Genomic DNA, 14876 nt, shown 5'->3' with positions numbered 1-14876 from the left:
ATTTCCATATGTAGGGTCAAAATAAGGCACGTATCAACGACGTGCCTTATCCTGAGTGAAGCATTTATTCAATTATTCGTATGTGGCTATTAAACAGCTTTGCTGTTTTCAAGCAAGAACTTAATTGTTTTGCGAAGTGCAATATCTTCCTGCAAGTTGCTAAGATTTCCGTTTTTCTCAAAAATGTCGCGAAGCTCAGCAGAAGGACGGTTGTATGATTTGGACAGCTTCTCAAGCTCTTCGTTCAAATCTTCGTCGTTTGCAACGATGTTTTCTGCTTTAGCAATTGCATCAAGCACAAGGTTGTTGCGAACGCGTTTCTCAGCATCTGCGCGCATTTGATCGCGAAGAACAGATTCGTTTTGACCGGAGAATTGGAAGTATAGGTCCATGTTCATGCCTTGCATTTTAAGACGGTTTTCGAAATCTTTGATCATGTAATCCGTTTCAGTCACGATCATTGGCTCTGGAATTTCAACATCTGCTGCTGCCGTAGCTTTGTCAACAACTGCTGTTTCGCGAGCTTGTTCGCCTTCTTGATCTTTGCGCTCTTTAAGTTTGCTAACGAGATCCTGCTTGTACTCTTCAAGCGTATCGAACTCGCTTACGTCTTTTGCAAACTCATCGTCTAGCGTTGGCAAGCTTTTGCGTTTGATTTCGTGAAGCTTCACTTTGAACACAGCTGGTTTGCCTGCGAGGTGCTCTGCATGGTAGCTCTCAGGGAAATTAACTTCAATGTCCTTGAAATCTCCGATTTGCATGCCAACCACTTGCTCTTCGAAACCTGGAATAAAGGAATTCGAACCAAGCTCTAGTGAATAACGCTCGCTTGCTCCGCCTTCAAACGCTTCGCCGTCTACATAACCGTCGAAATCGATAACTGTGATGTCGCCGTTAGCCGCTGCGCCTTCTTCAACAACAGTAAGCTCAGCATGACGCTGTTGCAAACGCTCAAGTTCAGCTGCGATTTCCTCTTCTGTAACTTCAGAAACAACGGATTCAACTTCCAAGCCTTTGTATTCGCCAAGTGTAACTTCTGGCTTAACGATAACTTTTGCTTTGAATTTGAATGTTTCGCCTTTTGCGAATTGCTCAACTTCAATCTCAGGACGGTCAACCGGCTCAAGATTAGTTTCTTTGATCGCATCGGAATAAGCATCTGGCAACAGAATGTCAATTGCATCCTGGTACAGGCTCTCAATACCGAAACGGGATTCGAACATGCCGCGAGGCACTTTACCTTTACGGAATCCAGGTACGTTTACTTTTTGAACGACTTTCTTAAATGCTTGATCAAGAGCAACAGTGACTTTCTCCGCCCCTACCTCCACGTCGATCGACACGATGTTCTTGTCTATTTTTTCCCAAGTTGCTTTCATTTTATGCCTTCCCCTCCGAAAATGCTCATGCATCAGTAGTTATCACGTTTCATAAACCATTCTATTATAAACAAGCTAGCCCAGATTATCAAGACTCTGGCTCATCTTCTCCCGATTGCTGCAAAACGGCAACCTGTCTAAGCGCCTTGCATGCTTGCTCATAACGGAACCTTAAACCTTCGGTAATGCCGTATGTATCACGAATATCGTCATCGTTTGCCGAGCCGTAAACGGTAAGAAGCAGCGTCAAATGCAGCGCAGCTGCAAAATAATCGACTGTATCCTCGTCTTCTCTCAACATCCAATGATAAGCAGCCGTACCATACAAAAACTGTAAACTTTCCTTCCAAAGCTCTCTAGCAAAATGCGGCAATGTGGGATCATCGACCTCGGCAACCTGCTCTGTCCGCTCCAATATCCTAATAATTGGCGAAGGGAATTCATCCATAGAAAGAGGCGTCGCTTCCAAATCAAGCTCTACGGTTTCACCAAGTCTCTCCAGTGTCAGTAAACCGGCAGCACCCCGCTTGCGCAAGCATTGCAGTGCCTTAAACTGAACGACAGGGTGAACCTGCTGGGTTACCAGCCAATTTTTAATGGAATCATCCACTTCTGGAGTCTGAATATAAGCAGCACGTTCAAGAGCAAGAATTTGCTGATCGATCATCGGATGATTTTGCATGATGTAGAGCACTTGGTTCACATAAGCTTCATCTTGATCAGGAGGATTAAGTAGCTGCTCGCGCATAGTCGCCTCGTCCTCTTCCTTCTCTCGCTTGGCCGATAGGAATCCCGAATCTTCTCCATCATTTCCTTCTCCAGGAAAAGCCATGTCAAGCCACGTAAGTAAGCTGTCCCACTCTTCATAATGGCGAGCATCCTCGCCCTGGCATTGCAGCAAAAAGCGCAGCAACTCCTTGGCCTCCCCGTATTGTTCCGCTTCCAGCATACGGGTTAACTGTACCTGATAATGGTCCAGCATGCTAGGGAACAAGTAAACGTTATCCTTGTTGTCGCCTTGTGTGTCATTGGGAGTTGTAATGATAACACCGCCTTATGGTCGTGCCTTTTGTTCATTCGGACAATCTTGCGTACGATTATACCATGTACAATCAAAAGAAAAAACAAATGTAGTATTCCGACAACTCATAAATCTTATTTTATAATAAAAAGAATATAAATTCAAAAAAGTGCTTGCAATATTTTAATGATGTGTGCTATATTATTTCTTGTGTCCCGGTAGCTCAGCTGGATAGAGCAACGCCCTTCTAAGGCGTCGGTCGGGAGTTCGAATCTCTTCCGGGACGCCATATTAATATCCATTAACGCCGCCTACTCAGGTGGTTTTTTTATTATATATTGATCTATTTAAAAGAGGCTGATTCCGGTATTTACCAACTGGATCAGCCCTTTTTTTATTTCTATGACTTCAAAGCTGCTAACTTGGTCGCCAATAATTTCCTATAACCATAAGCGGCAAGCGCGATCAGCACCGCTCCGAATAGGACCGGAGTAAACAGATAGGACCACCCGGCATGGCTTAGCATGACAACAAGCGGATCAGCACCTGCGGGTGGATGAACGGTTCTTGTAAGCTGCATCAGAAGGATGGACAATCCAACAGATAGTGCAATGATCCATGTTGAATCACCGAAGAGATGCAGCATCACAAGACCAGCTCCAGTGCTGATCAAATGGCCTCCAACAACATTTCTGGCTTTGGCAAGCGGACTATCTGGCAAAACAAATACGATAACACAGCTGGCCCCAAACGGAGCCATCATCAGCGTAATCGACATTAAATCGCCCATGGTCAGCAGCAATGCGATAACAACGGTGCCAACAACCGCTGCCGCCAGCGGCTTCCAATTTTTATTTCTCAGCATTTTTCATTCCCCGTTTCTCTTATTATGACATCATGCTATCATAAGAGGAATCATTCGAGAATTGAATATTTACAATGGAACCCATTTCAAATTCCGATACCTAAGGGGAGATAACATGCTGGAGTCTTGGGAAGGACGTTTTTTTGTTACATTTACTGCTGTGCTGGAGGAGAAAAGCTTCAGCGGTGCCGCTGATCGTCTCGGTTACGTTCAATCGACGGTAACCTCACATATTCGACATTTGGAAACAGCAAGCGGCAAAAAGCTATTTCACCGTTTGCCGCGCGGTGTAGAGCCAACAGAAGCAGGCTTGCTGCTAGCTCCCTATGCGTATCAATTTATCCAGCTTGGACATTCGCTTCAGGATGCGTTCTCGGAGTCTGGCATGCCGTCTGGTATCGTTCGAATTGGAGCTCTAGAGTCGTTTGCCATCTCTCATCTGCCGCTTTTTTTAACCGGCTTTCTCCAGCAATATACCAAGATCAAGCTGCATTTAACGCCTGGTCTGCAGCATGATATTACCGCACAAGTCTTAAATCATCGCGCTGACCTTGGCATTGTCCCCAAGCCTCCGGAACGTGACGACCTTCTATTTGCACCTTTAATAGAAGAGAAGCTCTTGCTGATCTGTGCTCCTGCGCTGGAAGAGCGCTTCGCGCAGCTTGGATGGCAAGCGTTGCACGACAACGCCTTCATTAGCTTCGGGGATCAGTGTATCTACCACACTTATGGACGCGATATGCTGAGAGAAGTCGATGTTGAGCTTGCCGATCATTTGTCTTTCTCCAGTGTTGAGCTCATTAAGCAGACGGTTGCTTGCGGAATGGGTATCTCATTCGTACCAGAATCAAATGTAGCTAATGAGGTAGCCGCAGGTACGCTGCTGTCATTGCCCTTGAACCAAGAGCTCCTATTGACGCATGGCATTATTACACATAAAGCACGTGAGCCTAAAGCTGYGGCACAAGCCWTTATCCAGCAATTGAAATCATTTTTGAAAACCGTTTAATCCCAAAATCACAAATAAAAAGGCGGCTTCATAGGGCAATTTCCTAAATGAAGCCGCCTTTTCTRATTATATTAAACGGATAATGTTGCCTGCTGTTCATTAACAAATTGGAATAATTGCTCGGCCTTCTCTTCCGTTAGCTCTCCGCTATTATCAAACACGAGGATGGAGGAGTTAGGAATATCCCAGTTGATTTGCGGAACAAATTCAATCCGCTTCTCAAAGTCGCCCCAGTTGTCCAGTTTCCACTGATCGCGCTCTGTTTGACGCCCAATGATCCGATTTTTTTGCAGCTCCATATCCAGCAGCGTGACAACAACCACTTTAACGACTACCTCGCTCATCGTGAGGCCTGCTGCTTCAACAACCTCTTCGATCCACTGTTTGTTTTTCAGTTCTGCCGTAAAAGGTGAAATCATAAATACGTTTTGACCAGCAGCCAAATTTTCGATACATACGTCCTTCGCCGTATCATATTCCAAATCACGCAAATGCTTTTTGTAATAATCAGAATCCCGATCTCTTTTATCCAGGCCGTTTAACTCCAATATAGCCTCAACAAAACGACCGCCTATCGTATCCCGGTCAAGAAAAGCAGCTGGAATGCGAGCAGACAACTTTCTAGCTACCGTTGTTTTGCCCGTCCCCGCTACTCCGACAAAAAAAACTAACTTTTGCAAAACGAAAACCCTCCACTATTTTTTGTAGAAGTATATCATTTTTTGCAGCAATATAATAGAAATGATTACGTAAAAGCAGCGATATAATTTGGAAAAAACACTCATATTCATTTTTATAGTATCAATCATCTTATATTTATTTATTGTTTTATAAAAAAACAGGATGTTGCCGCTGCTATTCAGCTTCTGCAACACCCTGTTTATGCTTGCTTATCTGCTTATTAAAAAAACTGCATGGATTCGATATGCTGCTTCGTCGTGTCCGTTCCAAACTCATACAATTGCCTGTAAATACGCTCAATCAACTGATCGTAGCCAGCATTGATTTCGCCGTCGCTTGCTGAGCCAAACGGACTGTGCGAGAAATGAAACATCTCCGCTTCATCCATGCTGGACAGCTCATCAAACAGCTCTCTAAGCTTCGTATGCTCATTTTCGTTCATTATAATCTCAAGCTCATACGCAGCTGCCTGTGGATCCTCTAATATTTGTCCCGCCTGAACAGAAACGAAATAATGCTTGCGTTCTTCACTGCCTGCTTCTTGCTCTGCCATCAATCGCACACTCCTTCCTGCGTTTATTACTTTTCACAGCCACTTCTAGCATCCCCCGTCGGACAGACATTTTATCCCTTATTCTGCATATAACTGATATTATCGCTACTTTGAGACCAGCAAAAGAGAGGAATGAGATCAATGTGTGGAATTACCGGCTGGATCGACTGGAACCGTGATCTGACTAAGCAAAGTGAAAGCTTAGAGAAGATGACAGACACCCTTGCACCGCGCGGTCCCGACGCTTCCGGTACGTGGATATCAGCTCATTGCGCTTTAGGCCATCGACGTTTATCCGTCATTGATCCGGAGAACGGGGCACAGCCAATGATTCGCCATACCGGCGACGACAAATATGTCGTTGTCTATAACGGGGAATTGTACAATGCACCAGAACTTCGCAAGGAGCTTGAAAGCAGGGGCAGAATCTTTACGACAAATTGCGATACAGAAGTGCTGCTGGTCGCTTTTATGGAATGGGGCAAGTCATGCGTAGAGCGTTTTAATGGAATATTTGCTTTTGCCATATGGAACGTATTAGAGCAAGAACTATTTCTAGCGCGTGATCGGCTTGGCGTCAAACCGCTGTTCTATAGCACACAGGACGGTTTGTTTATTTTTGGCTCCGAACAAAAATGTATATTGGCACACCCTGCCGTGAAGCCGGAGGTTGGAGCGGAAGGGCTTGCTGAGATTTTTATTTTAGGACCAGCACGCACTCCAGGCCATGGTGTATATAAGCAAATCAATGAGCTTAGACCTGGCAAGTGTATGACCGTCAATCACGCGGGCGTGAAGACGATTACGTACTGGCAGCTTGAGAGCAGCCCCCATGGGCAAAATATAGAAGAAACAGCTGAACAAGTAGGAGCGCTGCTAAAAGATACCGTTGAGCGGCAGCTCGTTTCGGACGTTCCTGTATGTACCCTGCTGTCTGGCGGCCTTGATTCCAGTGCGCTAACTACACTCGCTGTCAATTATTACAATGAGAACGGGCAAGGGAATGTCCACACGTATTCTGTTGATTATGCGGACAACGATAAACATTTTAAGGCACATGCCTTCCAGCCTAATAGTGATGCGCCATGGATCGAGAGAATGACGACGCATCTGGGCACAATTCATCATCCTATACAGTTTGATACACCTGATTTGGTTGGCGCATTAAAAGCAGCCACCTTTGCTCGCGATCTTCCGGGCATGGCCGATGTTGATGCTTCGTTGCTGCTCTTTTGCCATGAAATAAAAAAAGATGCAACCGTAGCAATATCAGGCGAAGCTGCCGATGAAATTTTTGGCGGCTATCCTTGGTTTCATCGCGAAGAGGCTTTAAATGCCAATACCTTCCCTTGGTCGCTTGCTTCAGTTATGCGCGCTGATCTGCTCGCACCTGACGTTGCCGCTTGGATTAAACCGCTTGACTACATTGGGGATCGTTATTCCCAAGCGATAGCAGAGGTTCCTCATCTAGATGGCGAATCTGAGCAGCTGCGGAAGATGCGTCAAATGTCGTATTTGAACATTACCCGCTTCATGCCAACGCTTCTAGACCGCAAGGATCGAATGAGCATGGCAGCAGGCCTTGAGGTTCGTGTCCCTTTCTGTGATCATCGGTTAGTTGAATATGTTTGGAATATCCCATGGGAGATCAAAACATCCGGCGATCGCGAAAAAGGAATATTGCGCAAGGCGCTGCGCGGTGTATTGCCTGAAGACGTATTGACTCGTAAAAAAAGCCCCTACCCTAAAACGCATAATCCGAACTATTTGGCCGCAGTCAAAGGACTTTTATTAGATGTACTGAACGATTCCAGCTCTCCGCTCCTTCCATTAATTAATGTAGAAAAGGTTAGAGCGCTAACCGAGTCGGAATCCGCAAGCTCGAATACCCCTTGGTTTGGTCAATTGATGTCCGGTCCGCAGCTATTCGCTTATTTATATCAGGTGAATTTATGGCTGAAGGAATATAAAGTCGTCATATCATAAGCTGACAAGGACAATGTTTTTGTTCTCATCACAAAAAAAAGCAACCCCATCCGCTAAAAGCCGCTGCATTCAGCTGCTCTTGGATAGGGTTGCTTTTTCACTTATTATGCTTGCTTAAGCAACGGAAGGAGCTTTCTTAATGCATCACCGCGATGGCTGATCTGCTGCTTCTCTTCCTTAGACAACTCGGCCATCCCGCGATTCAAGCTAGGAAGCCAAAACAGCGGATCATAACCGAAGCCTCCATTGCCGTGAGGATTATCCGTGATGACGCCATCCACTGTTCCCTCCGATTCCAGAAACAAACCGGTCGCAGGATCATACAGCGCTAACGCGCATACGAACTGCGCTTTGCTCAGTATTTTGGACCCGTCTTGCAATTCTTCTCGTTCTGCATGATCAGCTAGTTGATGAAGCTCCTGAATGAGCTTGGCATTGTTTTCACCGTCAGTCGCATTCTCACCTGCATAACGAGCGGAATAGACACCTGGATCGCCATTCAGCGCTGCAACGCGCAAGCCTGAATCATCAGCCAGCACAGGAACGCCAAGAATGTCTCCCGTCGTCTTAGCTTTGATGCGAGCATTGGCGGCAAACGTATCGCCATCTTCCACGATATCTGGAATTTGCGGATAATCCAGCAAGCTTTCTACCGATTTATCAAGCTTCTGAAGCGCATGCGCAAATTCCTTCACTTTACCTGCATTTTTTGTAGCTACAACAATAACAGCATGATTTAATATGGAATGTTTCATCAGAATGTTAACCTCCGATTCGCGCCGCCAAAGGACCGAGAACATCCTTTTGCTTGCTGATCAACTCGTGAATACCCTCTTCTCCAAGTTGCAGCAATTGGTTAAGCTCATCGCGCGAAAATGGTGCTTCCTCGCCAGTTCCTTGCACCTCAACAAACTTGCCGCTGCCCGTCATAACAACGTTCATATCAACCTTAGCTTTGGAATCTTCCTCGTAGTTCAGATCAAGCAGCGCTCTCTCTTGGATGACGCCTACACTTACCGACGCCAAAAAATCTGTAATCGGATATTTTGCAAATTGAACCTTCTCGGAAATTTTGTTAATTGCAATGGAAAGCGCGATAAACGCACCCGTAATCGATGTCGTACGAGTACCGCCATCGGCTTGAATGACATCGCAATCAAGCGTAATAGTCCGCTCACCTAGTGCTTGTAAATCAATGACCGAACGCAAAGCACGACCAATGAGGCGCTGAATTTCCATCGTCCGACCTGTCAGCTTCCCCTTAGCCGCTTCACGAATATTGCGTGTATGTGTTGCGCGAGGCAGCATTGCATATTCAGCTGTAATCCAGCCTTTGCCTTGCCCTTTCATAAATGGAGGTACTCTATCCTCCACGCTCGCTGTACAAATGACCTTCGTCTCTCCAACCTCGATGAGAACCGATCCTTCTGCGTATTTATTGACACCTGTCGTTATGGTTACCGGCCGAAGCTGGTTCGGTTGCCGACCATCGTTTCTCATTCTAATTTCCTCCTGAGTGCTAGCGTTTTTCGATTAGAAAACAAAAGTATCCCATCCTGCAATCTTTCCTATTTTAACAAAGTAACCTGTGAATTGCATCCGCTGCCCGTGAAAAAGAAAAGTGAAGCGATCATGAATGTACAAGTTTAGTTGTTTGGTGGAAGTTTTTTGCATGCTTGCTTCTGTTTAAAATAAACCGTTCAGACCGAATACATGCTAATAAATGCACAAAAGAGGCTTTTCAAAAGCGTTCACTTTTGATCGGCCTCTTTGTACATTACGGTGTTATCTCTTATGACTTAATAGCATTGACGTGATGCGGTCTGCCTACAGGCTCGCTATAGGAGTTATTCGCTTCGTCGGTAAAATTAGATTCTCCATTTACTTTAATTTGAACCGTTGCTGCTTTCGTATTTTCAGTGATAGAAAGAACGAGCGCCTGAAGCATTTCGGACGGAAGCTTCTGACCTTGCTGATACGCTTCATCCTGCAAATCTACAGTGACAACATCACCTTCCTGTACAACATCCTTCACTTGTACATCCGGAAGGATTACACTGGTCAACTCTTTTTTGTTAAGCGGACCCGAAATGAGCTGTTCCAGCGCTGCTTTCGTCGGAGTCTCCGAGCGAGCGACTAGTCTTGTAACTGGCACATAATATTGTTCATCGTTTAACGTTTGAGCGGAGAAGTACAGCGTTACAGGCGTTGATTGCGCATAGTTCACACCGTCTGCTGCTTCGATATTAATGCCCACTGAACGTGTCAGCGTATTGTCAAGCGGGAAGCCGTCTTGTGGCATTTCTGGCAGCTTAGCGCCTTCATACCAAATTTCTACTCCTTCAATCCCCGGCATAGCTGTCAGAGTCCATGTGATCGCTTCAACAATGGTACGTTCGTCCTGTGGATTGTAGTCACTGAACGGCTCAGAAAATTCTACTTTAGCAAGCTTTTGCTCTTTATCGTATTTATACGATTTAATTTGAGTGCCTTGCGGGATAACTGCGCGGAAATCCTCAGGCAGCTGGTTTGCGTACGCCCCATTCTCGACCATCATTTCCAGCGCTTTTTGTGCGGCTTGCTCATTCGCTCCGAGTGAGGTCTGAAGTGAGATTGGAGCCAAATAACCGTTACGATCTTCAAGGTATACCGTCATTTGCGCTTCTTCACCAACTCCGATTGCCTGTCCAGTTTCTGCACCTTCTACTCCCTCCTTAACCTCAATCTGCGGCGGATCGATTGATTGGCTTGTCTGCTTGGAAAACAGACCACAACCCGAAGTAAGAATGGGCAGCACGAGAACCCCCGAAAGTACAGCACCCCTAATCCATCTTTTTTGAATCATATTGACCTTTCCTCCCTAATCAAGTTTTGCCTAGCGGCTTTGTACAACTCCTTATTTGTAGTACTATGTATACGAGCCCTTCCCTTTTTTAGACCAGTTTTGTCCATAAAATCCTAAGGGGGAACAAAAACATGTCCAATCCCGAAACTTATAGCCTCAACAGCCGCAAAGTGGCTGAGGCTACAGACGAATGGCTCCTCAAACGCGGAGTAACAAAGCTGGCTATCGCCGAGCTCGTGCATTTTTTGCAAAAAGACTATTTCCCTGGCTTAACGCCTGAGGATTGTATCGTCCATATTGATGCCGTCCTATCGAAGCGCGAGGTGCAAAATGCCGTTTTGACCGGCATCCAGCTTGATATCCTCGCTGAGGAAGGCAAGCTTATGGCTCCGCTGCAGGATATGATCAAGCATGACGAGAGTCTTTATGGATGCGATGAAATTTTGGCATTGTCCATTGTCAATGTGTATGGAAGCATCGGGTTTACGAATTTCGGATATGTCGATAAGCTGAAGCCAGGCATTTTGGTCAAGCTGAACGACAAAACCGATGGAGAAATCCATACATTTTTGGACGATATCGTTGGGGCTATCGCTGCATCTGCAGCAAGTCGGATGGCTCATCGCAGACAAGCAGAGCGCGAAGGTGTGACACAGCCTCCGCTTGACTAAATGGAATTTAAGAGGCTTCGTTTTACATTGCGAGCTTAGTGCGATGGAGACGAAGCGTAGTTTTACATCGCGAGCTTGATGCGATGGATGCGAAGTAGATATTGCTTAGGTAAACCTTTGAGGAGGTTAATACATGAACTATGATATTTTTTATAAAGGCGCCTTTGCCATGCTGAAGGTGAAGCTCAATCCGGGTGAGAGCGTAAAAGCCGAAATGGGTGCAATGGTGTCCATGTCCCCTACCATCGATCTTAAAGGGACAACAGACGGCGGGTTTATGCGCGGACTCGGAAGAATGTTAAGCGGAGAGACGTTCTTTTTCCAAGAGATGACAGCAAATCGGGGTCAAGGTGAAGTCCACCTTGCCCCTCCTTCTCTCGGTGATATTGAAGCGATTGAACTCGACGGCTCCTATAAGCTTTATGTGCAAAAGGATGGTTTCTTAGCTGGCACCAGCGGCATAGAGGTCAATACAAAAATGCAAAACCTAGGCAAGGGGCTCTTATCGGGCGAAGGTTTCTTTATTGTAGAAATCAGCGGCCGAGGCACGGTGTTTCTCTCCTCATATGGCGCGATCCATGCTCTAAACTTGAGCCATGGCGAAGAAGTCATCATCGATAACGGTCATTTAGTTGCTTGGCCGGGCTATATGAACTATACGATAGAAAAAGCGTCTAAAGGCTGGTTATCCAGCATTACGAGCGGCGAAGGTCTCGTATGCCGCTTCCGCGGTGAAGGTGTCGTGCTGATTCAAACTCGCAATCCATCCAGCTTTGGAACTTGGTTGAAAAAGTTCATACCAGGCGGCAACTAACGTACTCATAGTCAACATTAGCACTTCTACTTAGCATTTGAGTTACTTTTACGGAAGAAGTCCCATTCAGATGTGAGAGCATTTACACACAATGAAGCACTAAAAGTAAGCAGCCACCTCATAGAAAAACTAACAAGAATAGCTTCTACTTATCTCATTTGTGACAGACTTCATATCGGTTAATTTAAAAAAACTCCCGCTTTTTCGACAACATCTACTCTAAGGAGAGGATGTACTCGAATTGACGGGAGTTTTTTCAGTAATATGCCACCTAACTCATCGAATGATGAGTGACTAGAGCGTATCGAGCTCAGCATCGACATTTTGTAGGTGGGGGGGGCTTGGGGGCTTGAGGGCTTGAGGGCTTGAGGGCTTGAGGGCTTGAGGGCTTGGGGGCTTGGGGTTAGACTGGTTAAGCCCTCTCGCAGCACTAACGGACATAGGTTCCGCTATTATGGTGAATACAGCTCAAATTGAATTCTAACGGACATCAGATACGTTATTTATGGCGATTGAAGCGTAAACACGGCTTTTAAAGCCAAATAAGAGACTGTATGTCCGTTAGATCCTTAAAAATAGGGGATTCCAAGCAAATAACGGATCTGATGTCCGTCAATTCCTCTATGAGGAACGCTTTCGCAATAAAGGTTAATAGGAGCGTTTCCAGCTCGAAATCAATATTAGTTTTAGGTGGGGGTTCTGGGGGGGTCTTAGGGTTGATGGGGTCGTTGGGGTCGTTGGGGTCGTTGGGGTCGTTGGGGTCGTTGGGGTCGTTAGGTTGACGAGATTAGACAAAGTTTGGCAGGTTAAGCTTACGCGCTCAGCTCTAACGGACATAGGTTCCGCTATTATGGTGAATACAGCTCAAATACAATTCTAACGGACATCAGATACGTTATTTATGTAAATGGAAGCATAATCATGGCTTTTGAGACCAAATAAGAGACTGTATGTCCGTTAGCTCTTTAAAAACGGGGATTTCAAGCAAATAACGGATCTGATGTCCGTTAATTCCTAATCAGCTGAGTTATATTCTTGCTGCTCATTGTATTATTAGAATGTTATTTTAATAGTGGTCGGCCTTTCGGCCGGCCACTCCAGTGATCAATCAATTATCATTATTTAAAAATGTTTTATTCGGCAAATAGTGCATAGCACGTACGAATCGGATCGTTTTGGTCTTAGCGCGCATTACGATGGAATGCGTTTCTGCCCTCTCGTCAGGAAAATACTGTACTCCGCCCAAAAACTCGCCTGGCGTAACGCCTGTTGCTGCAAAATAAACATCGCCCGTTCCGATCATATCCTCCATCGTAAGCACCCGATACGGATCTGCAATGCCCATTTGAACACAGCGATTGTACTCATTGCTATCCGCCGGCATCAGCCTTGCTTGCAGCTCGCCGCCTAAACACTTCAGCGCTGCCGCAGCCAGTACCCCCTCTGGCGCACCTCCCGAACCAACATACAAATCAATGCCTGCCTCCGGAAATGCAGGTGCCATCGCGCCTGCAACGTCACCATCCGACAAAAACTTTATACGCACACCTACTCGGCGCAGCACCTTGACGATCGCTTCATGGCGCGTCCTGTCCAAAATCATAACCGTTAAATCCGAAACCTTCTTGTTTAATGCGTCAGCCGCTTTACGGAGCGTGACATCCATCGGATCAGTTATCGACAGCTTGCCAACAAGAGCAGGACCGAAAGCGAGCTTCTCCATGTACATATCAGGAGCGTGCAAGAGCTGACCTTTCCCTGCCACTGCAAGCACGGACATTGCATTGTTAAGTCCTTTGGCTACAATTTCCGTACCTTCCAGCGGATCAACCGCTACGTCAACCTCGGGGCCATTCAAGCTTCCTACTTCCTCCCCAATGTACAACATCGGCGCTTCATCCATTTCCCCTTCGCCTATAACGACAGTACCGCGTATGGACACTGAATCAAACATGGAGCGCATCGCAGATGTTGCTGCTCCATCAGCGCTATTCTTATCGCCTCTTCCCATCCAAGGCGCCGATGCGAGCGCAGCCAGTTCCGTTACGCGTACAAGCTCTAATGCTAATTCTCTCTCCATGATCCAGTCTCCCTTTGCTTTCATATGACGGAATAAATAATTAGAACGCATTTTGAGGTCATTTCCGTTATTTAATATGTATCATATATTTATATGTGTCGCAATATATATTTACCATTCTTCATTAAATCATCATTAATAAACAAACGTTTACCTTAAGAGCAACCATCGTTCGTCAAAAAGAAAAAAGAGCATACTTCACAGGATTCCCTGTAAAAGCATGCTCTCTTTATCACTCTAAATAAAACAGTTATTCATAAATCTCAATTTCATAAAGCGATGGACCATATGGAGGAAGACCTTTTTCTGTCACTAAAATACGAACATATCTAGCCTCCGCACTGTCTGCAAGGGTGATTGTTTCAACAAAGTCTTCCGCTCTCAATTCTCTGTTCAAGGAATGTACCGTCTTCCAATCTGTGCTTGCTGCCGATAAATCGCTTCCTGCTGCAGCAACTTGAATATCAATCACTTTTCCATACGCAGCTTCCCAAGTCAAAATGATTTTATTAATGGAATAAACTTTTTCCAAATCAATATAAAACCATTCTGCATGATACGGAGCTGTATTATTGTCACTCCATTTTGCTTCCCATCTTGTAACCTTATCGCCATCTGTTAGCAAATGAGCAGGAAAAACGGCATTAAAGCTTGATGCAACAGCTTGCTTGTTAAGCGCCAGGTTCACTAGCACTGGATTCGGAGTGGTTCCAGGATCCGGATTGCCTCCGTTTTCTCCTCCTTCGCCGCCGCTTACCCATGTGCCATACACCTCAAACTCCCACAGGGAATAACCGTAAATGGTGCCCCTAGCAGATCCAACCATTCGAATATGCCTTGCTTCTTGCCCGTTTAATGTAATGTTGTCGAGCCCGCCATTGCCTGCGGCTTCTGTGAATACATCCGTCCAGTCGCTTTCTCCTGGCGCTGCCGCCGAGGATACTTGCAGCTTATAGGCTTTTCCATTTCCAT

The 14876-nt window shown here is 45.7% G+C and carries 14 protein-coding genes and 1 tRNA gene; 5 read left to right on the top strand and 10 right to left on the bottom strand.

All coding sequences use genetic code 11. The features are described 5' to 3' along the window. Window positions 1-89 precede the first annotated feature (89 nt). Window positions 90-1379 (bottom strand): trigger factor, encoded by a 1290-nt coding sequence (gene tig, locus AC1DPK_RS24485; RefSeq protein ID WP_441875719.1) that lies wholly within the window; start codon window positions 1377-1379, stop codon window positions 90-92. A gap of 88 nt (window positions 1380-1467) precedes the next feature. Continuing rightward, on the bottom strand, window positions 1468-2373 hold the full coding sequence (locus tag AC1DPK_RS24480) for a hypothetical protein (RefSeq protein WP_256711093.1): 906 nt from the start codon (window positions 2371-2373) through the stop codon (window positions 1468-1470). Window positions 2374-2612: 239 nt separating this feature from the next. Between AC1DPK_RS24480 and AC1DPK_RS24475 the strand changes: the two genes are divergently transcribed. Continuing rightward, a tRNA-Arg gene (locus AC1DPK_RS24475) sits at window positions 2613-2689 on the top strand. Between the two features lie 111 nt (window positions 2690-2800). Here AC1DPK_RS24475 and AC1DPK_RS24470 read toward each other — a convergent pair. Next, window positions 2801-3265 carry an HPP family protein gene (locus AC1DPK_RS24470; RefSeq protein WP_477511913.1) on the bottom strand — a complete coding sequence of 155 codons (465 nt, stop codon included), beginning with the start codon at window positions 3263-3265 and terminating at the stop codon, window positions 2801-2803. Window positions 3266-3380: 115 nt separating this feature from the next. On the opposite strand from AC1DPK_RS24470, the gene AC1DPK_RS24465 reads away from it, so the two are divergent. After that, window positions 3381-4274: a LysR family transcriptional regulator gene (locus AC1DPK_RS24465; protein WP_477511912.1), complete on the top strand. Its 894-nt coding sequence runs from the start codon at window positions 3381-3383 to the stop codon at window positions 4272-4274. 71 nt (window positions 4275-4345) lie between these two features. On the opposite strand, the gene AC1DPK_RS24460 is transcribed toward AC1DPK_RS24465, so the two are convergent. Further along, the gene (locus tag AC1DPK_RS24460) at window positions 4346-4954 is read right to left on the bottom strand and encodes a P-loop nucleotide/nucleoside kinase family protein (protein WP_477511911.1); all 609 of its coding nucleotides are present in this window, start codon (window positions 4952-4954) and stop codon (window positions 4346-4348) included. A 221-nt stretch (window positions 4955-5175) separates the two neighbouring features. Then, complete coding sequence (locus AC1DPK_RS24455; RefSeq protein ID WP_076271644.1) at window positions 5176-5508, bottom strand: hypothetical protein; 333 nt, start codon at window positions 5506-5508, stop codon at window positions 5176-5178. A gap of 141 nt (window positions 5509-5649) precedes the next feature. Here AC1DPK_RS24455 and asnB point away from each other — a divergent pair, with 141 nt between their 5' ends. Continuing rightward, the gene (gene asnB / locus AC1DPK_RS24450; RefSeq protein WP_339209540.1) at window positions 5650-7494 is read left to right on the top strand and encodes an asparagine synthase (glutamine-hydrolyzing); all 1845 of its coding nucleotides are present in this window, start codon (window positions 5650-5652) and stop codon (window positions 7492-7494) included. Window positions 7495-7598: 104 nt separating this feature from the next. Here the strand turns inward: asnB and rdgB are convergent, their stop codons facing one another. From rdgB to AC1DPK_RS24435, 3 genes are all read right to left on the bottom strand, one after another. Then, a complete protein-coding gene (gene rdgB, locus AC1DPK_RS24445; protein WP_477511910.1) occupies window positions 7599-8249 on the bottom strand; it encodes an RdgB/HAM1 family non-canonical purine NTP pyrophosphatase in 651 nt (216 codons plus the stop codon). A 7-nt stretch (window positions 8250-8256) separates the two neighbouring features. Further along, window positions 8257-8994, bottom strand: coding sequence for a ribonuclease PH (rph, locus tag AC1DPK_RS24440; RefSeq protein ID WP_076271641.1), 738 nt, complete (start codon window positions 8992-8994; stop codon window positions 8257-8259). Window positions 8995-9286: 292 nt separating this feature from the next. After that, window positions 9287-10339, bottom strand: coding sequence for a GerMN domain-containing protein (locus tag AC1DPK_RS24435; RefSeq protein WP_477511909.1), 1053 nt, complete (start codon window positions 10337-10339; stop codon window positions 9287-9289). Between the two features lie 131 nt (window positions 10340-10470). Between AC1DPK_RS24435 and AC1DPK_RS24430 the strand changes: the two genes are divergently transcribed. Together AC1DPK_RS24430 and AC1DPK_RS24425 are read left to right on the top strand one after the other, a co-directional pair. Continuing rightward, window positions 10471-11010: a phosphatidylglycerophosphatase A family protein gene (locus tag AC1DPK_RS24430; protein ID WP_076271639.1), complete on the top strand. Its 540-nt coding sequence runs from the start codon at window positions 10471-10473 to the stop codon at window positions 11008-11010. Window positions 11011-11143: 133 nt separating this feature from the next. After that, the gene (locus AC1DPK_RS24425) at window positions 11144-11824 is read left to right on the top strand and encodes a TIGR00266 family protein (RefSeq protein ID WP_339207825.1); all 681 of its coding nucleotides are present in this window, start codon (window positions 11144-11146) and stop codon (window positions 11822-11824) included. Window positions 11825-12932: 1108 nt separating this feature from the next. On the opposite strand, the gene glpX is transcribed toward AC1DPK_RS24425, so the two are convergent. Both glpX and AC1DPK_RS24415 read right to left on the bottom strand, forming a co-directional pair. Further along, window positions 12933-13904 (bottom strand): class II fructose-bisphosphatase, encoded by a 972-nt coding sequence (glpX, locus tag AC1DPK_RS24420; protein WP_477511908.1) that lies wholly within the window; start codon window positions 13902-13904, stop codon window positions 12933-12935. A 250-nt stretch (window positions 13905-14154) separates the two neighbouring features. Continuing rightward, window positions 14155-14876: discoidin domain-containing protein (locus AC1DPK_RS24415; RefSeq protein ID WP_477511907.1), on the bottom strand; the 722-nt coding region annotated here is incomplete at its 5' end.

The organism is Paenibacillus sp. 01T424 (genome assembly GCF_056398745.1).
The sequence above is the reverse complement of the archived record's forward strand: the minus strand, read 5'-3'. Positions and strand labels throughout refer to the sequence as shown.

Bases quoted from the DNA above. Each gene is read 5' to 3' on its own strand.
- tig (WP_441875719.1), bottom strand. From the start codon at position 1,379: ATGAAAGCAACTTGGGAAAAAATAGACAAGAACATCGTGTCGATCGAC.
- AC1DPK_RS24470 (WP_477511913.1), bottom strand. From the start codon at position 3,265: ATGCTGAGAAATAAAAATTGGAAGCCGCTGGCGGCAGCGGTTGTTGGC.
- AC1DPK_RS24455 (WP_076271644.1), bottom strand. From the start codon at position 5,508: ATGGCAGAGCAAGAAGCAGGCAGTGAAGAACGCAAGCATTATTTCGTT.
- asnB (WP_339209540.1), top strand. From the start codon at position 5,650: ATGTGTGGAATTACCGGCTGGATCGACTGGAACCGTGATCTGACTAAG.
- rdgB (WP_477511910.1), bottom strand. From the start codon at position 8,249: ATGAAACATTCCATATTAAATCATGCTGTTATTGTTGTAGCTACAAAA.
- rph (WP_076271641.1), bottom strand. From the start codon at position 8,994: ATGAGAAACGATGGTCGGCAACCGAACCAGCTTCGGCCGGTAACCATA.
- AC1DPK_RS24435 (WP_477511909.1), bottom strand. From the start codon at position 10,339: ATGATTCAAAAAAGATGGATTAGGGGTGCTGTACTTTCGGGGGTTCTC.
- AC1DPK_RS24430 (WP_076271639.1), top strand. From the start codon at position 10,471: ATGTCCAATCCCGAAACTTATAGCCTCAACAGCCGCAAAGTGGCTGAG.
- AC1DPK_RS24425 (WP_339207825.1), top strand. From the start codon at position 11,144: ATGAACTATGATATTTTTTATAAAGGCGCCTTTGCCATGCTGAAGGTG.
- glpX (WP_477511908.1), bottom strand. From the start codon at position 13,904: ATGGAGAGAGAATTAGCATTAGAGCTTGTACGCGTAACGGAACTGGCT.